Below are 24,085 nucleotides of genomic sequence, written 5' to 3'. Positions count from 1 at the left end.
TGTTGCCGTTGCCGTGTCAGTGGAGGCGCATTATAGGGACTTCTCCGTCGCTGACAAGCACTAATTTCAAAAAAGTTTCCGAATGTCTCTTTTTTCGCCACAACACGGCGGCAAGCCGCATTACACCGCCTTTTTCTGGGCGAGCTGACCAAAGGACTGGGCAAAACGCGCCACCTGTTCCCAGTCGGTATACTCAATTTCTTTGGTGCTGTCGGTCTCGCCGCCGGTCATACGCATAATGAACTGAATCATGACACGGTCGAACCAGCGATAGCGCGGGTAACGCAGCGCGCCGGCAAAGACCGCGCCTAAGTCCGGCTGCCAGGGAGAACGCAGCAGAAACTTACGGGTATAGGCGTTGGTTTGCAGCGAACGCTTTTCCGGCTTGCGGGCGGTCAGGTTGACAGAAAAGAAGGCGCTGGGCTTTTGTTGCAACAAGGCAAGATGCTGGCGGATGAATTTTTCCACCGCCGGATGAAAATGCCCGTAGCGCACTGACGCACCGATCATTATTTTGTCGTACTTGTCGAGGTCAACCTCATGGGCATTCAGAATGTTGACGACATCACACTCCAGCGTTCCCTTGAGGTTATTGGCGATGTAAGACGCTATCGCACGCGTTTGGCCATCCCGACTGGAAAACAATATCAATGCTTTCATAGCACGTTCCCTTATCCGTTATTCCCGCCAAAAAGTGGGAGTAAATAGCACCAGCATGGTGAACACTTCCAGACGTCCAAACAGCATGGTAACAATCAGAATCCATTTGGCGGCGTCATTCATGGAGGTGAAATTGTCAGCTACTGTCCCAAGCCCCGGCCCGAGATTGTTCAGCGTGGCAGCCACCGCCGCAAAGGCAGAGAAGTTGTCCACCCCTGTCGCAATCACGGCCAGCATACTGACGATAAACACCAGCGCATACGCCGAGAAAAATCCCCACACCGCTTCCAATATCCGTTCAGGCAAAGCGCGCTGACCGAGCTTAATGGTATAGACCGCATTCGGATGAACCAATCGCTTCAGTTCGCGAGAGCCCTGCAAGAACAGTAACAGGATGCGAATCACTTTCAGGCCGCCGCCGGTCGAACCGGCGCAACCGCCGATAAACGCGGAGCAGAGCAGCAATACCGGCAAAAACAGCGGCCAGGAGGCAATACTGTCGGTGGTGAACCCTGCGGTAGTCGCCATGGATACCACCTGAAAGAACGCCTGATTCAGGGTTTCCATACCATTCTTGTACACACCGTGCCCCCACAACACGAGAGTACAAATCACAACCAGCGACATCTGAACGACAATGAACATCCGGAACTCGGGGTCGCGCCAGTACACTCGCAGGCTGCGTCCGCTCAATACCGCAAAGTGCAAACCAAAATTACAGCCGGAAATCAGCAGAAATACCGCGATAATGGTGTTGATGGTGGGACTATTGAAATAACCGATGCTGGCGTCGTGAGTCGAGAACCCGCCGATGGCGATAGTGGAGAAACTGTGGCTGATGGCATCAAACACCGACATGCCCGCCAGCCATAGCGAGAGCGCGCAGAGCACGGTCAGCAACACATAGATTAACCACAGGGTTTTGGCGGTTTCCGCGATGCGGGGCCGCATTTTATGGTCTTTCAGCGGCCCCGGCATTTCGGCGCGATAAAGCTGCATCCCCCCGACGCCCAGAATCGGCAGAATAGCTACCGCCAGCACGATGATTCCCATACCGCCCATCCATTGCAGCATCTGCCGGTAGAACAGGATGGCTTTCGGCAGCGAATCCAGCCCGACTAACGTGGTCGCGCCGGTTGTGGTCAGGCCGGAAAAGGACTCGAAAAACGCATCCGTCACCGACAGGTTGGGACGCTCGACAAACAGAAACGGCAGGGCCCCGACGCTACCCAGCACCGTCCAGAACAGCACCACGATCAGAAATCCTTCGCGGGCCTTCAGTTCATGACGGTGTTTGCGGTTGGGCAGCCACAGCAATAGCCCCATAACCAGCGCCACGATGAACGTCTGGATAAATGCCCGACCGGCGCCATCACGGTAGATCAACGCCACCATGCCGGGAATAAACATGGTGCCGGAAAACAGGATGACCAGCAGTCCGACAATGCGGGTTATGGCACGCAAGTGCATCAGGGAGCCTTCCTTAAATGGTTCAAGATTACGCGCTGGGATTATTGTGAAATTGGCTGCAAATGCAACGCGCCGCGGCTAATATCGCGCAGCCGCCGCGTCGCGTCTTCTACCGCCGTTACCGGAAACGCCAGTTGGAGCGAGACTTCGCTGGCGTACTCCGTCGAGACGACTTGCCCCTGCAGCGCCAGCACCACGGTTTCAACCTGGGGCAACAGGGCATAGTCGCACTGCAATCGATACATCCGTTGCATGACTTTCTGTTGCAGCGGCAGTTGTTTCAGCGCCTGCTGCACGCCGCCGCCGTAAGCTTTGACCAGCCCGCCGGTACCGAGCCTGACGCCGCCATAATAGCGCACCACCACTGCCACCACTGCGCCGATGCCGCTGCCCATCAGTTGCGCCAGCATCGGTTTGCCTGCGGTTCCCGACGGTTCGCCGTCATCGGAAAACCCAAGCTGTTGCGAATCGTCCGGCGCGCCCGCGACATAGGCCCAGCAATGGTGAGCCGCCGAGGGATGTTGTTCGCGGATCTGCTGAATCACGCCTCGGGCCGCGTCCACGCCGCTGGCCGGGCCAAGCAGCGTGATAAAACGGCTCTTTTTAATCTCTTCGTGAACGCTGACAGACGCAGCAGGAACCGGATATGACTGCATCAGGCCAGATCAAGCGCACGGGTCAGGTTTTCAATGCGTTTGTCATGCACCACGATATTGTCTTCAATACGAATACCGCCGAACGGGCGCAGCGCATCCAGCTTCTGCCAGTTGAAGTGCTGGCGCAGTTCGCCCTGGCGCCAGGGTTCGAGCAGAGAATCGATAAAGTAGATACCCGGTTCGATAGTCAGCACCATGCGCGGCTCCAGAATCCGGGTACAACGCAGGTAAGGATGAGCGGATGGCGCAGCTAACGTCGTACCGGTGTCGTCCTGCATGAACCCGCCGACGTCATGCACCTGCAAGCCGAGCGGATGACCCAGACCGTGCGGCAGGAAAGGCGAGGTAACGCCCTGTTCCACCATCGCTTCCTCGCTCAGTCCGGTCACCAGTTGATGACGTTTGAGCAGCACCGCCACCCGGTGGTGCATCTGCAAATGGTAGTCGGTATAACGCACGCCGGCCTTTAGGGTATCGATCAACGCCAGTTGCTCGCGGTTCAGATCGTTTACCAGCGCGGCATACTCGTTGTCGTCCTGCGCGGCATAGGTGCGGGTAATATCCGCCGCATAGCCGTTATATTCCGCGCCGGCATCCAGCAGGAAGCTACGCATTTCCGCCGGCACCCGGTGTTCAAGCTGGGTGTAGTGCAGTACCGCCGCATGCTCGTTGAGGGCGACGATATTACCGTAAGGCACATCGGTATCGCGGTGGCCGGTGGCGGTCAGGTACGCCAGATTGATATCGAATTCGCTCATGCCGGACTGGAACGCTTCATAAGCGGCACGGTGACCAACCACCGCCGTTTTCTGCGCTTCGCGCATACAGGCCAGTTCGTAGTCCGTTTTGTAGGCGCGGTGGTAATGCAGATAATCCAGCACGCCTTTCGGGTTGATGTGTTCCGGCGCGATACCCAGATTTATCGCGCGCTGCGGCGCGGAACCGATATAGGCGACCCGCTGGCGCTGAACCGGCAGTTGCTGGCCGATATCGTCGGCCTTGCGCAGCACCTGGATATCCAGCGATTTAGTCCAGAAACTGTCCGGCACCGGCGCCACGTTATGCCAGTAATCAACGGGGGAGTAGAACCACAGCTTCGGCGTATTGACCCCATCCACCCACAGCCAGCAGTTCGGCACCTGCGTCACCGGCAGCCAGGCCTTGAACTGCGGATTGACCTTGAACGGATAGGCATGATCGTCCAGAAACGCCATCATCAACTCACCGGAGTGGATCAATAAGGCATCCAGATTATGCCGCGCCAGAACCGCCTGCGTGCGTTGCTGCAGGGTCGCCACATGTTGATGATACAAAGAAGTCAGCGTTTCCATCACAATCCCCATTGATAACAGCCTGTTTCCCAGTGTAACACAGCGCCCCGGTGACGGCAGCGTTGCTCGCCCTGTGATCCTCCCGGCAAATACCTCACGTGTTGTTTGCATTTCATTAACATCAAACCCACAATTTCCATCATCTGGTCGTACCAGATCACGGATAACAGTGGAGAACACCATGATCTATCAAGGCGACACGCTGTACCTCAACTGGCTGGAAGACGGCATTGCCGAACTGGTTTTTGCCGCGCCCGGCAGCGTCAACAAACTGGATACCCGCACCGTTGCCAGCCTTGGCGACGCGCTAAATCACCTGAAACGCCAACCGTCGCTACGCGCCCTGCTGCTGCGCTCGGATAAAAACGCGTTCATTGCCGGAGCGGACATCACCGAATTCCTGTCGCTGTTTGCCGCCCCGCCGGAAACGCTGCATCAGTGGCTGACCGAAGCCAACGCCATTTTCAGCCAGTTGGAGGATTTGCCGGTCCCGACGCTATCCGCCATCAATGGCTATGCGCTGGGCGGGGGATGCGAATGCGCGCTGGCGACCGATTTCCGCATCGCGACGCCTGACGTTCGCATCGGGTTGCCTGAAGTCAAACTGGGGATCATGCCCGGATTTGGCGGTACAGTCCGCTTGCCGCGGTTGCTGGGCGCGGACGGCGCGCTGGAGATCATCACCGCCGGTAAAGATTTGCCTGCCGGCGAGGCCCTGAAAGTCGGGCTGGTTGATGCGGTTGCGGACAGCGACAAACTGCTGCCCGCCGCCGTGCATATGCTGCGTCTGGCGATGACGGACCGGCTCGACTGGCGTGACCGCCGCCGTCAGAAACAATCGCCGCTACGGCTTAACCGTATCGAAGCCGCCATGAGTTTCGCTACCGCCAACGCGTTGGTGCAACAGGCGGCGGGCCGCCACTACCCCGCGCCGATGATGGCGCTCAAAACCATCGAAGCCGCCGCCGGGCTGCACCGCGACGCCGCGCTGAAGATAGAAACCGATAATTTCGTCGAGCTAACCCAAACGACGGCGGCGCACGCTCTGGTCGGCGTCTTCCTTAACGAGCAGGCCGTAAAAAGCGCCGCCAAAAAATGGGCCGCCGACGCCACGCCGCCGGCTCGTGTTGCCGTGCTCGGCGCCGGGATCATGGGCGGCGGCATCGCCTGCCAGTCGGCACGCAAAGGGGTGCCGGTGTGGATGAAAGACATCAGTGAAAAAGCGCTGACGCTGGGGATGGAAGAAGCCGCCAAATTGCTCAACGCACAGTTGGAACGCGGCAAACTGGACGCCATGACCATGGCGGGAGTGCTGGCCCGCATCCACCCTACGTTGAACAACAACGGGCTTGAACAGGCTGACCTGATCATCGAAGCGGTGGTGGAAAACCCGCAGGTAAAAGCCAGGGTGCTGGCTGATGTGGAAGCCTGCGTCAGCGAGCAAACGCTGATCGTCTCCAATACCTCGACGATTCCCATCGGACAGTTAGCAGCCTCGTTACAGCGGCCGCAACACTTCTGCGGTATGCACTTTTTCAATCCGGTGCATCGTATGCCGCTGGTTGAAGTGATTCGCGGTCCCCAAACCGATGAGAAAACGCTGGCCCGCGTGGTGGCCTACGCCAGCAAGATCGGCAAAACCCCGATCGTGGTGAACGACTGCCCGGGATTTTTCGTCAATCGCGTGCTGTTTCCCTACATCGCCGCCTTCAACCTGTTGATGCGCGACGGCGCGGATTTCCGCGACGTGGACGCCGTGATGGAAAAACAGTTCGGCTGGCCGATGGGGCCGGCTTATCTGCTGGATGTGGTCGGATTAGATACCGCTCACCATGCTCAGGCGGTCATGTCGGCGGGCTTTCCGCAGCGCATGGCGAAAACCTATCGCGACGCAGTCGATGTACTGGTGGAACATCAGCGTTTCGGCCAGAAGAGCGGCGCGGGCTTCTACCGTTACTACCCGGACGCCAAAGGCAAACCGCGCCGGGAACAGGACGATCAGACCGATATCTTGCTGGATGCGGTCTGCGAGCCGAAGCGCACCTTCAGCGCGCAGGAGATTATCCATCGCCTGATGGTGCCGATGGTCAACGAAGTCGCGCGTTGTCTGGAAGAAGACATCGTCGCCACCCCGGCGGAAGCCGACATGGCGCTGCTTTACGGTCTGGGCTTCCCACCGTTCCACGGCGGCGCTTGCCGTTATCTGGATACGCTGGGCAGCCAACGCTATGTGGAAATCGCCCAGTCGCTGGCGTCGCTGGGGCCGCTTTACGCCATACCGGACAGCCTGTTGCAGATGGCGCAGCGCCAGCAGCGTTATTACCCGGCGGTTGAACCTCACGCCGATCTTTCTCTTCACCAACCGGCATAAGGACGCACGACGATGGAAAACGCAGTAATTGTTGATGCGGTGCGCACCCCGATGGGACGCTCCAAAGGCGGCGCGTTTCGCCAGGTGCGAGCAGAAACCCTGTCCGCTCATCTGATGCGCAGTCTGTTGAGCCGTAACCCGGCGCTGGAAGCAGACCAGATTGACGATATCTACTGGGGTTGCGTGCAACAGACGCTGGAGCAAGGCTTCAACGTGGCGCGCAACGCGGCGCTGCTGGCCGAAATCCCCCATTCGGTGCCCGCCGTGACCGTCAACCGCCTGTGCGGTTCGTCCATGCAGGCGCTGCACGACGCGGCGCGCGCCATCATGGTGGGTGACGCCGCGGTTTGTCTGGTCGGCGGCGTTGAACACATGGGACATGTGCCGATGACCCACGGCGTCGATTTTCACCCCGGACTCGGCAAAAGCATCGCCAAAGCGGCGGCGATGATGGGGCTGACGGCGGAACTGCTGGCGCGCCAGCACCACATCAGCCGCGAGATGCAGGACGCTTTCGCCGCCCGTTCGCACCAGCGCGCCTGGGCCGCCACCCAGTCCGGCGCCTTTCGCCGCGAAATTATCCCCACAACCGGCCATAACGCCGATGGCGCGCTGCAACCGTTTGACTACGACGAGGTGGTCAGGGCGGAAACCAGCGTCGATGCGCTGGCGGCGCTGCGCCCGGCGTTTGATCCGGTCAATGGCACCGTCACCGCCGGCAGTTCATCGGCGCTGTCGGACGGCGCGGCGGCGCTGCTGGTTATGAGCGAGTCCCGCGCTCTGGCGCTGGGGCTGACGCCTCGGGTACGCATCCGCGCCATGGCGGTAGTCGGGTGCGATCCGTCAGTGATGGGATACGGCCCGGTGCCCGCCACCCAAAAAGCGTTGCAACGGGCGGGGCTTGCGCTGAGCGATATCGGTCTGTTTGAACTGAATGAGGCGTTCGCCGCCCAAACGCTGCCTTGCATCAAGGCGCTAGGGCTGATGGACAGCCTGGACGATAAGGTCAACCTGAACGGCGGCGCCATCGCACTCGGTCATCCGCTGGGATGTTCCGGCGCGCGTATCACCGCTACGCTTACCAATCTGATGGAACAGCGAAATGTGGAATTCGGCGTGGCAACCATGTGCATCGGTTTGGGTCAGGGCATCGCCACCGTGCTTGAGCGGGTATAACGCCGCTTCCGCCGATACCTGTTAGTGGTATCGGCGGGCGCCAGTATCAGGGAACCGTCGCCCGTTTGCGGGCGACAAACCACTCATACAGCCCCATGCCTGCGAGCATGGAGGCAAAGAACACCCAGCCTTTCACGGTGCCATACGACAGCAACACCAGGGCCGGGCCGGGACAAATACCGGCCATTCCCCAGCCGATGCCGAACAGCAGGCTGCCCACCACCAGCGGTTTATCGACCGCTTTTTTTAGCGGCAGGGAGAACGACGCCACGCACAGCGGCTTTGACATCCGGCCGACAACGCGAAACCCCATCACCCCGACCACCAGCGCGCCGCCCATCACCAGCGCCAGCGAAGGGTCCCACTGCCGGGTAATATCCAGAAAACCCAGCACTTTCTGCGGATTCGCCATCCCGCTGATCAGCAACCCGAGGCCAAAAACCAGCCCGGCCAGAAAAGAAAACAGATTATTCATTTCCGCTCCTTAACGTGCATCATCGCGCTATGCTCAACGGAACGCGCCCAGCGCCCAGACGGTGACGAACGCCGCGCCCATAAAGGTCAACGTCGCTACCAGCGAACGTAACGAAAAACGGGACAAGCCGCACACGCTATGCCCGCTGGTACAGCCCGCCCCGTAACGGGTACCGAACCCTACCAGCAGGCCCGACGCCACCAGCCAGGGCATCGGCGTGGCTATCGCGCTTTCCGGCAGCGGCGCCGCCAGTTGGTAAAGCCAGGGCGCAGCGAGCATCCCCAGCACAAACGCCAGCCGCCATCCTTTATCCTGCCATGTTCGGCCCAACAGGCTGCCGAGAATGCCGCTAATGCCGGCGATACGCCCGCAGAACAGCGCCAGCATCACCACCGCCACGCCAATCACCATACCGCCCGTCAGACTCATCAACGGGGTGAATGCCTGCATATCAATCGTCATGATCGGCTCCTTAAGCGGCCGGTTGCAGAAATACGATTATTTTGGGCAATACAACGTATACAGCGTACTGAGCAGCGTCAGGATGCGCGGGTCCTCAATACGGTAGAAAATCTGTTTGCCCTCGCGGCGCGTCGCCACCAGTTTTAAGCGCCGCATTACGGCAAGCTGCTGCGACAGCGTCGGCTGGTGAATGCCCAGCGCCTGTTCCAACTGCCCGACCGACGCCTCGCCCTGGCTCAAAAAACACATCAGCATCAGCCGGTCGTCATTCGCCAGCGCCCGCAGCACATCCGCCGCGCCATGTGCGGCCTCGCGCATCATCTGTTGTGTGATTTCCGGGTCTGTCGCCGCCATAAGGGCACCTTTGTTTGTCTTGCTTGCAAAATATAATATATATTTTTATATAATATATTATTGTATATCGTAGTCAAGCCAACCACGGGAACCCCGCTATCACAGCTGGGACTCACCCGCCCTTACGTTTTGCCTGTCGGCAGTGTGACAGACGGCTTTATAAGCGATCGGGTATCCGTAGCGCAGTAGGCAGGCTGGAGAGTTCAATCGGTTGAAAAGCGGCGGGCAGTTGAAAAATCGCAGACAGTGAAAACAGCGCGGCCGGGCATCAATCCCGGCCGCGACAGAACAACGCAGAAATGATCAGATGAAAGAAAAAGCGTCGCTGTACATGTGCGCAAGCTGCGCGCCGCGCTCATTGCAGAAACGCTCGCGGGCGATTTTCGCCATCTCGAAGCGGCCCGCGATATAAATATCGTGCGACGCCAGCGAACCGAAATCCTGCAACACCGCGCTCAGCACCGTGCCGGAGCGGCCATGCCACTGTTCATCCGGCTGCTCGACCACCGGGATCACGTTCAGGTTGGGATGCGCCTGCGCCAGCCCTTGCAGTTCCCCCAGATCGTACAAGTGGCTCAGTTCGCGCCCGCCCCAATACACGGAGACCGGACGCGTAGGCTGGTTTGCCAGCACCGTCAACAGGATGGAACGCACGTAGGAGAATCCGGTACCGCCGGCAACCAGGATCAGCGGCCGTTCACTGTCTTCACGCAGCCAGGCCTCGCCGTGGGGAATGTCCACCACCAACGACTTTTCTTTCAGAATGCGATCCATTACCGCCATCGCATACAGATTCATCTCGGAAGCCCCGATATGCAGTTCGATAGACCCTTGTTCAATCGGCGTGGAGGCCACGGAGAACGGGCGCTTGTCGCGCTCGTCCATCACCACCATCAGATATTGCCCGGCACGGAAGGAAAAAGGCGCCGATGGCAATAAGCGCACCCGGTAAACCGTATCGGTGATGGCTTCCACCGACGTTACTGTACAGCTCAACGTTGTCATGCGATCCCTCTGTAGGGTCTAAAGCAAAACGGGAACAGAATAAGCGCCGTCAGTGCGGCTTATCGCTGTCATTCAATATGGCTAACTCGTCCCATATGGCATCCACACGGGCGACAACCGATGGGTCCTTGGTAATCGGGTGACCCCATTCTCGCTGCGTCTCGCCCGGCCATTTGTTAGTGGCATCCAGCCCCATTTTGGAGCCGAGCCCAGAAACCGGCGAGGCAAAATCCAGATAATCGATCGGCGTATTTTCCACCAGCACCGTATCGCGCGCCGGATCCATACGCGTGGTGATCGCCCAAATCACATCTTTCCAGTCGCGGGCATTAATATCATCATCGCAAACGATAACGAATTTGGTATACATGAACTGGCGTAAAAAGGACCAGACGCCCATCATCACCCGTTTGGCATGCCCGGCATACTGTTTTTTCATAGTAACCACCGCCAGGCGGTAAGAACAGCCTTCCGGCGGCAGATAAAAGTCGACGATTTCCGGAAACTGCTTTTGCAGCAGCGGCACGAATACCTCGTTCAGCGCCACGCCAAGCACCGCCGGCTCATCAGGCGGCCGTCCGGTATAAGTGGAATGGTAAATCGCATCGCGCCGCTGGGTGACATGGGTGACGGTAAAGACCGGGAAATGATCGACTTCATTGTAATAACCGGTGTGATCGCCATAAGGGCCTTCCGGCGCCATTTCATCCGGGTCTATATACCCTTCCAGCACGATTTCGGCGCTGGCCGGCACTTCCAGATCGCTGGACAGGCATTTCACTACTTCGGTCTTGTGACCACGCAGCAATCCGGCGAAGGCATATTCGGACAAGGTATCCGGCACCGGCGTCACCGCGCCCAGAATCGTGGCGGGGTCGGCGCCCAGCGCCACCGCCACCGGGAAACGCTCGCCGGGATGCTGCTGGCGCCATTCCTGAAAATCCAGCGCGCCGCCCCGATGCGACAACCAGCGCATAATCAGCTTGTTGCGGCCGATTAACTGCTGGCGGTAAATACCCAGATTCTGGCGCTCCTTGAACGGTCCGCGCGTCACCGTCAGCCCCCAGGTGACCAGCGGTGCGGCATCACCCGGCCAGCAGTGCATAATCGGAATCCGCCCCAGATCCACCTCGTCGCCTTCCCACACCTGTTCCTGACAGGGCGCGCTCGACAGCCGTTTGGTCGGCATGTTGAGCACCTGACGGAATTTAGGCAGCTTGTCCACCAGATCGCGGAAACCGCGCGGCGGCTCCGGCTCTTTCAAAAACGCCAGCAAGCGGCCGACATCGCGCAACGCGCTGACCTCTTCCTGCCCCATGCCCAGCGCCACGCGCTTGGGCGTGCCGAACAGGTTGCACAGCACCGGCATACCGTAACCTTTGGGATTTTCAAACAGCAGGGCCGGGCCTCCGGCACGCAAGGTGCGATCGGCGATTTCGGTCATTTCCAGATAGGGGTCAATCGGCTGGTGGATACGTTTGAGCTCGCCTCTCGCTTCGAGTTGAGCGAGAAATTCACGTAAGTCACGGTATTTCATGCTGAATCATCAGAAAGGTCAGTGGTGGGGCTATTATAGAGGCTCTTGGTCATGCTGTCGCTTCCCGCCCGCGCTATTTCTGGCGGCGGTTAGCTCGCGCCTGTGACCAACGCAACGCGCGATTACACGTTTTTGCCGGAAATTTTTATCCCGCAAGGCGTAACGCTTTTGTTATCCTCTCCCGCTGTGAGAGCCACAGAAAAGTGAAATTATGCGAGCCTGGTACCTACTTTATTGCAAGCGCGGCCAACTGTTACGGGCAAAAGAACACCTGGAACGTCAGGAAGTGGTCTGCCTGAGCCCGATGATCGCGCTGGAGAAAATCGTACGAGGGAAACGAACCGAGGTCAGCGAGCCGCTGTTCCCCAATTATCTGTTCGTCGAGTTCGACCCGGAGCACATACACACCACCACCATCAGCTCAACGCGCGGCGTGAGTCATTTTGTCCGTTTCGGCAACCTGCCGGCCCTGGTGCCTCAACAGGTGGTTGACGATTTGCAGCAGCATCCGTGCGCTACGCATATCGACCCGGAAACGCCGCAACCCGGCGACGAGGTGACCATTACCGAAGGGGTGTTCAGCGGCCTGCAGGCCATCTACACCGAACCGGATGGCGAAGCGCGCTCCATGCTGCTGCTCAATCTGCTGAACAAGCAGGTGCGGCAAAGCATCGACAATCGCCAGTTCCGAAAAGCGTAAACCGCCAGGGCGCAGCCCTGACGGTTTATCATCAGCGACGCAACGCCTCGTCCCGCAGCCATTCGGCCACGCGTTTGGCGAAATAGGTCAGCACCCCATCCGCCCCGGCGCGTTTGAAGCACAACAACGACTCCATCACCAGCGGCTGTTCCTGCAGCCAACCATTCTGGATCGCCGCCATCTGCATCGCGTATTCGCCGGACACCTGATAGGCGAAAGTCGGTACGCCAAAGGTGTCTTTCACGCGGCGCACCACGTCCAGATACGGCATCCCCGGTTTCACCATCACCATGTCGGCCCCTTCCTGCAGATCCTGCGCGATCTCCTGCAGCGCCTCATTGGTGTTGGCTGGATCCATCTGATAGGTTTTCTTATTGCCGCCTTTCAGGTTGCCCGATGAACCGAGCGCATCGCGGAACGGCCCGTAGTAACAGGACGCGTACTTGGCTGAGTAAGCCATGATCTGGGTGTTCACCAGCCCTTGATCTTCCAGCCGATCGCGGATAGCGCCGATACGGCCGTCCATCATGTCGCTGGGCGCGACGATCTCCGCGCCGGCTTCAGCGTGGGACAATGCCTGGCGCACCAGAATCTCTTTGGTGATGTCATTGACCACATAACCGTCTTCATCGATCACGCCGTCCTGACCGTGCGTGGTGTAAGGGTCCAGCGCGACATCCGTCAGCAGCCCCAGCTCCGGCACCGCGTCTTTCAACGCGCGTACGGTACGCTGCACCAGCCCGTCCGGGTTGTAGGCTTCTTCAGCCAGCAACGATTTTTTGTCCGCTTCAATCACCGGAAACAGCGACAGCACCGGGATGCCCAATTTAGCGATGATTTCCGCTTCCCTGACCAGCTCATCGATCGTCAGACGATACACGCCCGGCATGGAGGGCACTTCCTGACGTCCCTGTTTGCCTTCCATGACAAATACCGGGTAGATGAGGTCGTTAACCGTGACCTGATGTTCCGCCACCAGACGGCGGCTGAAATCATGACGGCGCAGACGACGCATGCGCCGTCCGGGAAACGTACCGGGAAAAGCATGACTCATAATTATTCTCCTTTCTGGCCCGGCCGGAAAATCCGGCGGGCGTTTTCATCCACATTTCTGCCAAGCCATTCGGCATCCTGCCCGCGCCAGGCCGCGACCTGACGGACAATATGCGGCAGAAAACAGGGTTCGTTACGGCGGGATGCAGGTTTAGGATGTAAATCCCGGGGTAACAGGTAGGGCGCGTCGGTTTCCAGCAGCAACCGATTGTCCGGAATACGGGGCAACAGCGCGCGCAACGCCAGCCCACGACGCTCATCGCACACCCAGCCGGTAATGCCGATCATCAACCCGGCGCGCAAACTGTCGTCCAGCTCGTCGCCGGAACCGGTGAAACAGTGCAGTACCGCGGCCGGCAACTTATCGAGCCACGGCGTCAGCAGCGCCATAAAACGCGCATGCGCATCGCGACAGTGCAGAAAGACCGGCATCGCGCGTTCAGCGGCTATCGCCAGTTGCGCGCTGAATGCCAGTTCCTGCTCCTGTGGGGTGGAAAAGTTGCGGTTGAAATCCAGCCCGCACTCGCCAATCGCCAGCACCTGCTCACTTCCTGCCAGTTGATGAATCAACCCGGCGGTATCGTCATTCCAGCCGCTGGCGTCATGCGGATGAACCCCGGCGGTCGACCAGCAGTAACCGGGATATTGCGCGGCAAGCAGACATGCCTGCTCGCTCTCTTCGGCGCTGGTCCCCGTCAGCAGCAGACCGGTCACGCCAGCCTGACGGGCACGCGCCACAACCTGTTCCCGATCTGATCGAAATTGCGAGCTGGTGAGGTTAACGCCAATGTCGAACATGCACAGATATCCCAAAATCCATCGCGGTTATCCCGATGGATAACCCCAAAAAACAACACCTCCCGAAAGAGGTGTTGCAGTAAGAAGACCGCCGTTTCACGGCGAGACGCCACTCAGGAAGAGGGCGCAGACTCGTCCGCGTCTTCTTCTTCGTCTGTCCGGCGCCGTTTACCGACGTAGAACCGGGCGAAAAACACCCCGATTTCAAACAGTAAATACATCGGGATCGCCAGCAGCGTCTGGGAGAACACATCCGGCGGCGTCAGCAACATGCCAACCACAAACGCGCCCACCAGAACGTAGGGCCGCTTCTGTTTCAGGCTCTCCGGCGTCACCACCCCGCTCCAGCACAGCAGCACGATCGCCACCGGCACTTCGAACGACACGCCGAACGCCATGAACAACGCCATAACGAAATCGAGGTAGTTGTTGATATCGGTGGCAATCAGCACCCCTTTCGGCGCGGTCTGAGCAAAGAAGCTGAACGCCAGCGGGAAGACGACGAAATAGGCGAACGCCATCCCCATGTAGAACAACAGGCTGCTGGACACCAGCAACGGCATCATCAGCCGCCGCTCATGTTTGTACAACGCCGGGGCCACAAACGCCCAGATCTGATATAGCACCAGCGGCGCGGACAAAAAGACCGACACGATCAGCGTCAGCTTGATCGGGGTAAAAAACGGCGACGCCACGTCGGTCGCAATCATGCTGGCGCCGGCCGGCAACTGTTTGATGAGCGGCGCGGAGACAATCTGATAGATGTCGTTAGCGAAATAGACCAGTGCCAGAAACACCACCAGCACGCTGATAATGCTATTCAACAACCGCTTACGCAGTTCGATCAGATGGCTGATCAGCGGTTGGGTTTGATCAACAGCCATAGGTTAACGATCACCAGAAGGTTGGGAGGAAGGCGCTGACGCCGTCTGTTCAGATTTGGTCTTGCTTTCAGCATGGCTGGCGGACGCCGCACCTGCAGGCGCTGTCGGCGGCACAGCCGTCATCGCCTCGCCGCGCGTAACCGGCTCCACAGCGGGAGTCGCGGTGACCGCTGGCGTCGGCCCGGCATTGCGCTCGACGTCCAGAACACCATCGTGCGCCGCTTCAGGATCGGCAAGCGGTACATGTTCCGGCACATCGCTGCCATCCAGCTTGATGCTGTGAGGGCGCTTCATCGCTTCGGCAGCCTCTTTCAGTTCATCCATCGACGCTTTAAGCTCCGGCGACAAATTCTGCAGTTGGCTGGCCTGTTCCACTTTCTTCAGGCTTTCCTGCAATTCCTGCAGTTTCATCTCTTGCGCCAGTTCATTCTGCACCGTCGATGCCAGCGAGCGCAGCGCGCGAATCCATCCCGCTACGGTTCTTACCGCTACCGGCAGGCGTTCAGGCCCCAGCACTACCAGACCGATCACCATCACCAGCAGCAGTTCACTAAACCCGATATCAAACACCGATTACACCTGCTCTTTATGCTGGCTTTTCTCTTCCTGACTGGCTTGCGGCTTCTGCTCCGAAATGGATTTGGTCGCAAAGTCAGCGTCCTGTTGTTTGTCGTCGTTGGCAGCGGGCTGATCGTCGCTCATCGCTTTCTTGAAGCCCTTAATCGACGCGCCCAGGTCGGAACCCAGGGTTCTCAGCTTGTTGGTTCCGAACAGCAGTACCACGATCACCGCGATAACCAACAGATTCCAGATACTAATACCGCCCATACTGTGCTTACCTCTTTACTCAAAAGGAATTCATGTGACACGTTCATCAGGAACCGTCAGGCTCCTGATGAGGCGCTTGTTCAATGGGTGCAACTGTTCAACGAGTGCAACTGCTCAACGAGTACTACGCCAGCCGACAATCCAGGCCACAAAACCGGCGGCAATTAGGCCAGCCGGTACGATATCGGCCTCCACCTTACTGACCAACAGTATCGTCCCGCTCAACAGCAGCGTCGCCCCGACACCCAGCATATAACGGGCCCGACCATGGCGGGTGCGTTGTGTCCGCAGCTCGCTGGTCAACAGCTCCATGTTCTGCTTCAGCATCTTATGCTGGCGTAAACCGTCATAGAACAATTCGGGAATCTCAGGCAGTTTTTCCACCCAAAACGGCGCTTTCTCTTTAAATGCGCGCAACATGGCGGGCAATCCAACCTGATCCTTCAGCCAGGTTTCCAGAAAAGGCTTGGCCGTCTTCCACAAATCCAGCTGCGGGTAGAGCTGGCGCCCCACGCCCTCAATGTACAGTAACGTCTTCTGCAGCAGCACCAGTTGGGGCTGCACTTCCATATTGAAGCGACGCGCCGTATTAAAGAGGTTCAATAATACATGACCGAAAGAAATTTCTGCTAACGGCTTTTCAAATATTGGCTCGCACACGGTACGGATGGCGAATTCGAACTCTTCTACATTGGTATCTTGCGGAACCCAACCGGAGTCTACATGCAGCTCGGCGACGCGGCGGTAGTCGCGGTTGAAAAAGGCGATAAAGTTCTCCGCCAGATAGCGCTTATCGTTTTTATTCAGCGAACCGACAATACCGCAGTCAATGCCGATATATTGCGGGTCTTCCGGATGCTCGTAGCTGATGAAGATATTGCCGGGATGCATATCGGCATGGAAGAAGCTGTCGCGGAACACCTGGGTGAAAAAGACTTGCACGCCGCGCTCGGCCAGCAGCGGCATATTGATGCCGTGCCGCTTGAGCGCCTCGATATCCGACACCGGAATACCGTAAATACGCTCCATTACCAGCACTCGTTCGTTGCAGTAATCAGAGTAGATTTCCGGCACATACAGCATCGGGCTATTTTCAAAATTGCGCCGCAACTGGATGGCGTTGGCGGCTTCACGCAGCAGATTCAGTTCATCCAGCAACGTTTTTTCATACTCGCGCACCACTTCGCGCGGCCGCAGACGACGCCCGTCCGGCAGCAGAATCGGCAGCCAGCCGGCCAGACGATTCATCAACCGCATATCCGCCTTGATGACCGGCAGAATATCCGGACGAATGACTTTGATGACGATGTCTTTGCCGGTGGTTTTCAGCCTGGCGGTGTGCACCTGAGCAATCGACGCCGAGGCCAGCGGTTTGGCGTCAAAATCATCGAACCAGGTTTCCAGTTTTCCGCCCATCGACATCTCGATCTGCCGACGGGCCAACTCGCCGTCAAACGGCTCCACCTGATCCTGCAGCATCGCCAGTTGGTCGGCGATAGCGGGGGGAAACAAGTCACGGCGGGTCGACATCATCTGGCCGAACTTGATCCATACCGGACCCAGCTCTTGCAGCGCCAGACGCAAACGCTCGCCCAATGGTTTATCCTTGTGGCGATTCGGCAACCAGAACCACAGGCAACGCCAAAGACGCAACGGCGTCGTCAGAGGAATACGCGGAATCAGCTCATCCAGACCATAACTCAGCAGCACCCCGATAATCCGGTACAGCCGCAGCAATTCTCCCGGCGTCATGGCGATCCCTCCAGTTTTGCCAGCCGGCGGGACAGGGTTTCCGCCGACTGCGCCAGAGCGTCCACTTCATCGGCAAACCACAGCCCTTCCAGTTTGCCCGGCGCCAGACGCCACTCTTCGGTCACCGTTTCCGACAACGCCTGCTGCTGGCGGCACGCCGAGCGCATTAGCGCCCCGGCCACGTTGCCGACCGCCTGACTCAGCCCTTGCGCCACCACATCGCCCAGCCAGGGCGACAGCCACTCCGCCGGGTCAAACTCCGCCAGATCCAGCAAGGTGACAAACTGCTGCGCAACCTGAATGTCGCCTTCCAGCACCAGCTCGCCACTACGCATCAGCGCGGACAATTGCTGCCGGTCGCGCAGTTTCACCAGCGCCGACAGGCGGGTCTGCAACAGGCAATCCGGCTGCGCCGACCACTGACTCATGACATCGAGACGGTACTCGGAGAAAACCAATACCAGCGGCGTATCCAGCTCCGCCACTTCAACTCGCAACGTTTTTCCGTGCAAACGCTGACGGGCGGCCTTCATGCTCCGGTCGCGAAACAACAGCTGGTTGAGCGCTGTTTCCAGTGCCGCCGTCAACACAGGCATTATCAACATGGGAGTATCCAACTCAGAATTTAAATCCGCGATGCAACGCCACGATACCGCTGGTCAGATTGAAGTAATCCACACTGTCAAAACCGGCATCGACCATCATCCCTTTCAGGGTTTCCTGATCCGGGTGCATACGGATAGACTCCGCCAGATAGCGGTAGCTGCCGGCGTCGCTGGCTATCATTTCGCCAATGCGGGGCAGCACATGGAAAGAGTAAGCATCGTATACCTTGCTTAACGCTTTCACGGTTGGCTTCGAAAACTCCAGTACCAGCAGGCGACCACCGGGCTTCAACACCCGATACATGGAACGCAGCGCCTTCTCTTTTTCGGTTACGTTACGCAACCCGAACGAAATGGTGATGCAGTCGAAAAAGTTATCCGGGAACGGCAGGGCTTCGGCGTTGGCCTGAACATAGCTGACATTGCCCACCACACCGTGGTTGCGCAGTTTCTCGCGTCCTACCTTCAGCATCGACGCGTTAATATCCGCCAGCACCACTTCGCCTTCATCCCCCACCAGACGGGAGAATTTAGCGGTCAGGTCGCCGGTGCCGCCAGCCAGGTCCAGCACGCGCTGGCCGCGGCGCACACCGCTGCATTCGATGGTAAACCGTTTCCAGATGCGGTGAATGCCAAACGACATCAGATCGTTCATCAGGTCATATTTGGCCGCCACAGAATGAAAAACACCCGCGACCATGGCTTCCTTATCGTCTTTAGCCACCGTGCGAAAACCAAAATGTGTCGTTTTTTCCGAATCGTCTACCATGTTATCCGCCTGCTTTTTCAACTTCAGGATCGTGTTACCTATTAATGGGTAGAGAGTGTAACAGACCCCGCCCAAAAGCGACCGCCCTTCTTTTCACCCTATACATCGAACCTGATCAACATCATACCGCCGTGCCGTTGTGCACCTCATCCGTACCGCATTCAGCCGCATCGTCATCCAGATCCTGCGACAGCGCGGGCAGCTCATCATACGCCAACGGTTCGTCTTGCATTACGGGCACATTGACCGGCCGCTTAATCTCCACCCCCAGCGCACGAAACCCTTCGGCCTGACCGATCAGGTTGCCACGCCCGGACGCCAGCTTTTTCATCGCCTGACGGTAACCGGCCTGCGCCTTGTCCAGCCCTTGCCCCAATGCTGCCATGTCGTCAACGAACAAACGCAGTTTGTCATACAGCCGGGACGCCCGTTCGGCGATCAACTGCGCATTGCGGCTTTGCTGCTCGTAACGCCAGAGATTGTTAATTGTCCGTAACGCTACCAGCAAAGTCGTGGGGCTGACCAGCATAATATTGTGACGCAGTGCCTCGGTAATCAGATCAGGCTGACGGTCGATCGCCACCAGAAACGCCGGCTCGACCGGGATGAACATCAGTACATAGTCGAGCGAACGCAATCCCGGCAGTTGCTGGTAATCTTTACTGCCCAGCAGCCGGATATGATTACGGATGGACAGCAGATGCTCGTTGAGCGCCGCCGCCCGCTCGGCTTCGTTGTCGCTGTTGAAATAACGCTCATAGGCCACCAACGACATTTTGGCGTCGATGACCACATCCTTGCCGTGCGGCAGCCGGACTATCACATCCGGTTGCAGGCGACTGTTGCTGCCGGTTTGCACGCTGACCTGGGTGTCATACTCATGCCCTTCGCGCAGCCCGGAGCTTTCCAGCACCCGGCTTAACACCACCTCTCCCCAGTTGCCCTGAGTTTTATTGTCCCCTTTCAACGCATTGGTGAGGTTGATGGCTTCCTGCGCCATGCGGGCGTTAAGCTGTTGCAGGTTACGGATTTCATGGGCCAGCGTATGTCGCTCCTTCGATTCGGCGCCAAAGCTCTCCTGCACCTGACGACGAAAACCGTCCAGTTGTTCGCGCAGCGGCGTCAGCAGCTTTTCCATGCTCTGCTGATTTTGTTGATCCACTTTGAGCCCGTTCTGTTCAAAGATGCGATTGGCAAGGTTTTCAAACTGGGTGGACAACCGCTGTTCGCTGTTCATCAGCAACCGCTGCTTTTCTTCCGCCGCCAGCCGGGTTTCTTCAAGGCGGATTGTCACTTCGCGCAGTTCCGCTTCCTGTGCGCCGTTGGCTTCGCGCAGCGCACGCAGCTCCTGATTAAGCTGGGCGCACTCTTCCCGCAGCTCCGCCAGTTGCCGCAATTTTTCCTCGCCAGCCGCCAGTTGGCCGTGCAGCGTACGCAGTTCCTGCGTCTGCTGCTCCAGCCGCTGCTGGTCCTGCCGTCGTATCTGCTGGCTTTCAATCAGCTGTTGGCGCGCCTGTTCCAGCGCCTGCTGTTGCAACTGTAATTCGGTGTCATGCCGGGCCTGACGCTGTTGCTGCCACAGGCTGGCAGCCAGCCAACCCAGCAGCAGGCCGACCACGCCGCCGCCGACGCCATAAAACAAGGAGATCTCCACATCGCCTCCGGGTTATGAGTACCACTGCCCGCCAAGGTAAAATGAGGCTGTATATATGTCCAGAGGTGACGTGAGAAATCGGCCGAAAAAGCCGCTGTCAAACGAGAAAATGCGAGCCGACTTCAGAAAGCGGGCGGCAGAAAAAACAAAACCGGCCCTTGAGCCCGGTTTTGGAATTTATCGCAAGGATTACGCCAGACGCTGTTTTGCGTCGGCGATGGCGCGCACAACCTGTTGCGGTGACACCCCGCCTTGCGCGGCGCGTTTTTCCAGACAGGACTGCAACGACAGCACCGGGTACACATCGTCTTCGATCATAGCGCTGAACTGTTTGAGATCCGCCAGCGACAGCGCTTCCAGCGCTTTGCCCTGACGAATGGCCTCCACCACCGCTTCACCGACGATGTGGTGCGCTTCACGGAACGGCACGCCTTTGGCGACCAGATAGTCGGCCAGTTCGGTGGCGTTGGCGTAGCCCTGCTGCGCCGCTTCCTGACAGCGCGGACGTTTCACCTGAATGCCTTCCAGTACCAGCGCCGCCATCATCAGGCAGTCGTGCCAGGTGTCCAGCGCATCGAACAGCCCTTCCTTGTCTTCCTGCATATCTTTGTTGTACGCCAGCGGCAGGCCTTTCAGCGTCACCAGCATGCCGGCCAGCGCGCCCTGCACCCGTCCGCATTTACCGCGGATCAGCTCCAGCGCGTCCGGGTTCTTTTTCTGCGGCATCAGCGAAGAGCCGGAGGTAACGCGGTCGGACAGCTCGACAAACGCCGCTTCGCCGCTGTTAAAGAAAATCAAATCTTCAGCGAAGCGCGACAGGTGCACCATACCGATGGACGCATCGGACAGCAGCTCCAGCACGTGATCGCGATCGGATACCGTATCCAGACTGTTGCGCGTCGCCGAGGCAAAGCCCAGCCAACCGGCCAGTTGCTCGCGGTCGATAGGATAGGCGGTGCCTGCCAGCGCGCCGCAACCCAGCGGGCTGACGTCCAGACGCTTGAGCGTGTCTTCCAGACGACTCTCGTCACGCGCGAGCATTTCGTGATAAGCCAGACACCAGTGGGCGAACGTTACCGGCTGCGCGCGCTGCAAATGGGTATACCCCGGCATCACCGCGTCCTGATTGGCCTCGGCGGTAGCGACCAGCGCGGCGCGCAGATGACGGATCGCCTGCGCCAGTTCGCTCACCTGCGCCTTGCACCACAGTTTCAGGTCGGTGGCGACCTGATCGTTACGGCTGCGCCCGGTGTGCAGTTTCTTGCCCAGATCGCCGACTTTCTCGATCAGTTTCTGCTCCACCCAGCTGTGGATGTCTTCCGCATCGCTTTGCAGGATAGCGTCGGGATCCGCCTGCACCTCTTTCAGCAGTGCGTTGAGCGCCTGCTCCAGTTGCTGCTGTTCCTGAGCGCTCAGTACGTTCACCGTCACCAGCGCCTTGGACCAGCCGATGGATCCGATGATGTCCTGCTCCGCCAGACGGTAATCAAACCGCAGTGAATCGTTGAACTGTTTAAAACGTTGATCTGCCGCCTGCGTGAACCGTCCGCCCCACAAAGCCATAACTACACTCCCGGTATCTCTGATAAAGGCGGGCCGACTCCTGTCCGCCCCGCCGTTGAACTGCTCGTATTTCTCCGGCGGTTGTCGCCGGGAGAAAACGTAATTGGTGCTCGCGGCTTACGCCAGAATACGGGTGCCGATGGACACGCCGTTGAACAACGCCGGCAACTGCTCGGCGTGGCGCCAACTGGCGATATCTACCGGACGCCCCAGCGCGCGCGCCGCGTCCAGCGACGCATTGACCTTGACGATCATGCCGTCGGTAATAATGCCTTGCGCGATCAGTTCTTCCGCTTTACCAGCGGTCATTTCCGCGATGCGCTGACCTTTGCCGTCCAGAATGCCGCTGACATCGGACAGCAGGATCAGGTCGGCGCCCAGCGTCTGCGCCAGCGCGGTGGCGGCCTGGTCGGCGTTGACGTTCATCAGTTCGCCGCCGACGGTGATGCCGATGGAGCTAATGACCGGCAGATAACCGGCATTCAGCAGGGTGTTGAGCAGCGCCGGAGAGCCGGCTTCAGCTTTACCCACGTGTCCCAGTTCGTCGTTCAGTTGGGTGACCACCGTGCTGCCGCCATCCGCCAGACTCAGGCCCACGGCGTTGATGCCGTGACGAATCGACCAGGCCAGCAGGGTTTTGTTGGCGGACCCGGCCAGCGCGCCGGTAATAATGTCGATCTGATCGGCAGGCGTCACGCGCAGGCCATTCTTCTTGACCACCGGCAGCGACAGTTTCTTCATCAGGTCGTCCACCAGACAGCCGCCGCCATGCACGATCACCAGCGGGCGCTGATGCTGCTGACGGTAGGCCACCAGCGCGGTGAACAGACGCTCCAGCGCCTCTTCGCTATCCAGTAATACGCCGCCTAATTTGATAATTAACGGATTCATCGGTCTTTGCGCCTCAGGGTGTCATCAGAGTAAGGATTGGGTTTCAGGGAAACCGAAGCGAATGTTCATGCACTGCACAGCCTGCGCCGCCGCGCCTTTGAGCAGGTTATCTTCGGTGGCGACCACGATCAGGTGCTCGTCCTGCACCGCGAAGCCGATGTCGCAGAACGGCAGACCGACCACCGATTTCAGCGCCGGCACGCCTTTCTCATACAACCGCACCAGCGGTTTGTCATGGTAGGCGTTGTGGTAAGCTTCCGCCACGTCCTGCGCGGTAACGCCCGGCTGCAGGCGGCAGGTGATGGTCGCCAGAATGCCGCGCGGGAAATTGCCCAGATGCGGGGTAAAAATCACCGGAATGCCGAGATGGGTGGCGATTTCCGGATGATGGCGATGATTGAAAATGCCATACGGCTGCAGGCTGACTTCACAAAAGCTGTTGGTCATGCTCGCTTTACGGCCAGCGCCGCTGACGCCGCTGGTGGCGTCGATCACCGGCCACTGGTTCGGGTTCAGCAAGCCGCCTTCCACCAGCGGTTTCAATGCCAGCTGGGACGCGGTCGGGTAGCAACCCGGCACCGCGATCAGCTGCGCCTGCTTGATGCTGTCCGCCTGCCATTCCGCCAGACCGTACACCGCCTGCGCCAGCCAGTCGGCGTGCTGGTGCTCGAAACCGTAGTAACGGGTGTAGAATTCAGGATCCTGCACGCGAAACGCGCCGGAAAGATCGAACACGGTGCAGCCGGCTTTCAGGAACTGCGGCGCCAGATCGTGGCTCACCTTGTGGTCGGTGGCCAGAAACACCACGTCCACGCCTTTGGCGGCGTCGGCCACGTCGGTCAGCGGCTGCACCGGCAAGTCAATAATGCCTTTAAGCTGGGGATGCAGGTCGGAAATGCGTTTTCCCGCATCAACACTTTGCGCGGAAACCGCCAAAGCGGTTATGTTCATCTGCGGGTGACGGTTCAGGTACAGGGCCAGCTCAGCGCCGGTATAGCCACTTGCACCAACGATCAACGTATTCAGCATGAGTTCGGTATACCTTTATTGCCAGATAGGTGGAACAGGAAGCAGGCTCATCAGCGCGGCCA

Annotated in this window: 24 protein-coding genes; 3 read left to right on the top strand and 21 right to left on the bottom strand. The window is 58.8% G+C overall.

What is annotated here, in order from left to right; genetic code table 11:
- Nucleotides 1-120 precede the first annotated feature (120 nt).
- Genes hemG through pepQ form a run of 4 tightly spaced genes read right to left on the bottom strand, consistent with a single transcriptional unit; the run spans nt 121 to nt 4,117 of the window.
- Entirely contained in the window at nt 121-660 is a 540-nt protein-coding gene (gene hemG / locus CPA59_RS01060) for a menaquinone-dependent protoporphyrinogen IX dehydrogenase (RefSeq protein WP_038920530.1), read from the bottom strand.
- Nucleotides 661-678: 18 nt separating this feature from the next.
- A complete protein-coding gene (gene trkH, locus CPA59_RS01055; RefSeq protein ID WP_013319883.1) occupies nt 679-2,130 on the bottom strand; it encodes a Trk system potassium transporter TrkH in 1,452 nt (483 codons plus the stop codon).
- A gap of 41 nt (nt 2,131-2,171) precedes the next feature.
- Complete coding sequence (locus CPA59_RS01050) at nt 2,172-2,786, bottom strand: IMPACT family protein (RefSeq protein WP_107758537.1); 615 nt, start codon at nt 2,784-2,786, stop codon at nt 2,172-2,174.
- A complete protein-coding gene (pepQ, locus tag CPA59_RS01045; RefSeq protein WP_107760751.1) occupies nt 2,786-4,117 on the bottom strand; it encodes a Xaa-Pro dipeptidase in 1,332 nt (443 codons plus the stop codon). Before pepQ ends, CPA59_RS01050 begins: the two co-directional genes overlap by 1 nt.
- Before the next feature lie 181 nt (nt 4,118-4,298).
- On the opposite strand from pepQ, the gene fadB reads away from it, so the two are divergent.
- On the top strand, nt 4,299-6,488 hold the full coding sequence (gene fadB / locus CPA59_RS01040) for a fatty acid oxidation complex subunit alpha FadB (RefSeq protein ID WP_107758536.1): 2,190 nt from the start codon (nt 4,299-4,301) through the stop codon (nt 6,486-6,488).
- Nucleotides 6,489-6,500: 12 nt separating this feature from the next.
- The gene (fadA, locus tag CPA59_RS01035) at nt 6,501-7,664 is read left to right on the top strand and encodes an acetyl-CoA C-acyltransferase FadA (protein ID WP_049855343.1); all 1,164 of its coding nucleotides are present in this window, start codon (nt 6,501-6,503) and stop codon (nt 7,662-7,664) included.
- Between the two features lie 46 nt (nt 7,665-7,710).
- On the opposite strand, the gene CPA59_RS01030 is transcribed toward fadA, so the two are convergent.
- The 5 genes from CPA59_RS01030 to ubiD form a co-directional block, all read right to left on the bottom strand.
- Nucleotides 7,711-8,139 (bottom strand): DUF6691 family protein, encoded by a 429-nt coding sequence (locus tag CPA59_RS01030; protein WP_100848696.1) that lies wholly within the window; start codon nt 8,137-8,139, stop codon nt 7,711-7,713.
- Nucleotides 8,140-8,172: 33 nt separating this feature from the next.
- A complete protein-coding gene (locus CPA59_RS01025) occupies nt 8,173-8,601 on the bottom strand; it encodes a YeeE/YedE family protein (protein ID WP_107758535.1) in 429 nt (142 codons plus the stop codon).
- Nucleotides 8,602-8,637: 36 nt separating this feature from the next.
- Nucleotides 8,638-8,955 (bottom strand): metalloregulator ArsR/SmtB family transcription factor, encoded by a 318-nt coding sequence (locus CPA59_RS01020; RefSeq protein WP_072093578.1) that lies wholly within the window; start codon nt 8,953-8,955, stop codon nt 8,638-8,640.
- Nucleotides 8,956-9,258: 303 nt separating this feature from the next.
- Complete coding sequence (gene fre, locus CPA59_RS01015; RefSeq protein WP_038663391.1) at nt 9,259-9,960, bottom strand: NAD(P)H-flavin reductase; 702 nt, start codon at nt 9,958-9,960, stop codon at nt 9,259-9,261.
- A 49-nt stretch (nt 9,961-10,009) separates the two neighbouring features.
- Nucleotides 10,010-11,497, bottom strand: coding sequence for a 4-hydroxy-3-polyprenylbenzoate decarboxylase (ubiD, locus tag CPA59_RS01010; RefSeq protein ID WP_100848695.1), 1,488 nt, complete (start codon nt 11,495-11,497; stop codon nt 10,010-10,012).
- A gap of 211 nt (nt 11,498-11,708) precedes the next feature.
- Here ubiD and rfaH point away from each other — a divergent pair, with 211 nt between their 5' ends.
- Nucleotides 11,709-12,197 carry a transcription/translation regulatory transformer protein RfaH gene (gene rfaH / locus CPA59_RS01005; protein WP_107758534.1) on the top strand — a complete coding sequence of 163 codons (489 nt, stop codon included), beginning with the start codon at nt 11,709-11,711 and terminating at the stop codon, nt 12,195-12,197.
- A 31-nt stretch (nt 12,198-12,228) separates the two neighbouring features.
- Here the strand turns inward: rfaH and hemB are convergent, their stop codons facing one another.
- The 12 genes from hemB to argC all read right to left on the bottom strand — a co-directional run bounded on the left by hemB (nt 12,229) and on the right by argC (nt 24,023).
- On the bottom strand, nt 12,229-13,251 hold the full coding sequence (gene hemB / locus CPA59_RS01000; protein ID WP_038920538.1) for a porphobilinogen synthase: 1,023 nt from the start codon (nt 13,249-13,251) through the stop codon (nt 12,229-12,231).
- Between the two features lie 2 nt (nt 13,252-13,253).
- Complete coding sequence (gene tatD / locus CPA59_RS00995; RefSeq protein ID WP_107758533.1) at nt 13,254-14,048, bottom strand: 3'-5' ssDNA/RNA exonuclease TatD; 795 nt, start codon at nt 14,046-14,048, stop codon at nt 13,254-13,256.
- Between the two features lie 113 nt (nt 14,049-14,161).
- Entirely contained in the window at nt 14,162-14,932 is a 771-nt protein-coding gene (gene tatC, locus CPA59_RS00990) for a Sec-independent protein translocase subunit TatC (RefSeq protein WP_038663405.1), read from the bottom strand.
- Between the two features lie 3 nt (nt 14,933-14,935).
- Entirely contained in the window at nt 14,936-15,502 is a 567-nt protein-coding gene (gene tatB / locus CPA59_RS00985; RefSeq protein ID WP_107758532.1) for a Sec-independent protein translocase protein TatB, read from the bottom strand.
- A gap of 3 nt (nt 15,503-15,505) precedes the next feature.
- A complete protein-coding gene (tatA, locus tag CPA59_RS00980) occupies nt 15,506-15,760 on the bottom strand; it encodes a Sec-independent protein translocase subunit TatA (RefSeq protein ID WP_013319898.1) in 255 nt (84 codons plus the stop codon).
- A 114-nt stretch (nt 15,761-15,874) separates the two neighbouring features.
- Nucleotides 15,875-17,512 carry a ubiquinone biosynthesis regulatory protein kinase UbiB gene (gene ubiB, locus CPA59_RS00975; RefSeq protein WP_049855337.1) on the bottom strand — a complete coding sequence of 546 codons (1,638 nt, stop codon included), beginning with the start codon at nt 17,510-17,512 and terminating at the stop codon, nt 15,875-15,877.
- A complete protein-coding gene (locus CPA59_RS00970; protein ID WP_038920542.1) occupies nt 17,509-18,117 on the bottom strand; it encodes an SCP2 domain-containing protein in 609 nt (202 codons plus the stop codon). Before CPA59_RS00970 ends, ubiB begins: the two co-directional genes overlap by 4 nt.
- A gap of 13 nt (nt 18,118-18,130) precedes the next feature.
- Nucleotides 18,131-18,886, bottom strand: coding sequence for a bifunctional demethylmenaquinone methyltransferase/2-methoxy-6-polyprenyl-1,4-benzoquinol methylase UbiE (gene ubiE, locus CPA59_RS00965; RefSeq protein ID WP_038669048.1), 756 nt, complete (start codon nt 18,884-18,886; stop codon nt 18,131-18,133).
- A 121-nt stretch (nt 18,887-19,007) separates the two neighbouring features.
- A complete protein-coding gene (gene rmuC, locus CPA59_RS00960) occupies nt 19,008-20,540 on the bottom strand; it encodes a DNA recombination protein RmuC (RefSeq protein ID WP_107758531.1) in 1,533 nt (510 codons plus the stop codon).
- A 189-nt stretch (nt 20,541-20,729) separates the two neighbouring features.
- Nucleotides 20,730-22,103, bottom strand: coding sequence for an argininosuccinate lyase (gene argH, locus CPA59_RS00955; RefSeq protein ID WP_107758530.1), 1,374 nt, complete (start codon nt 22,101-22,103; stop codon nt 20,730-20,732).
- 117 nt (nt 22,104-22,220) lie between these two features.
- Complete coding sequence (gene argB / locus CPA59_RS00950) at nt 22,221-22,994, bottom strand: acetylglutamate kinase (protein WP_107758529.1); 774 nt, start codon at nt 22,992-22,994, stop codon at nt 22,221-22,223.
- 24 nt (nt 22,995-23,018) lie between these two features.
- A complete protein-coding gene (argC, locus tag CPA59_RS00945) occupies nt 23,019-24,023 on the bottom strand; it encodes an N-acetyl-gamma-glutamyl-phosphate reductase (protein ID WP_038663429.1) in 1,005 nt (334 codons plus the stop codon).
- Nucleotides 24,024-24,085: the final 62 nt, after the last annotated feature.

Origin of the sequence: Dickeya sp. Secpp 1600, assembly GCF_003049805.1 — a bacterium.
GTDB lineage: Bacteria > Pseudomonadota > Gammaproteobacteria > Enterobacterales > Enterobacteriaceae > Dickeya > Dickeya fangzhongdai.
Note: the sequence above shows the minus strand (reverse complement) of the source record. Positions and strands in the feature narration are given on the sequence as shown.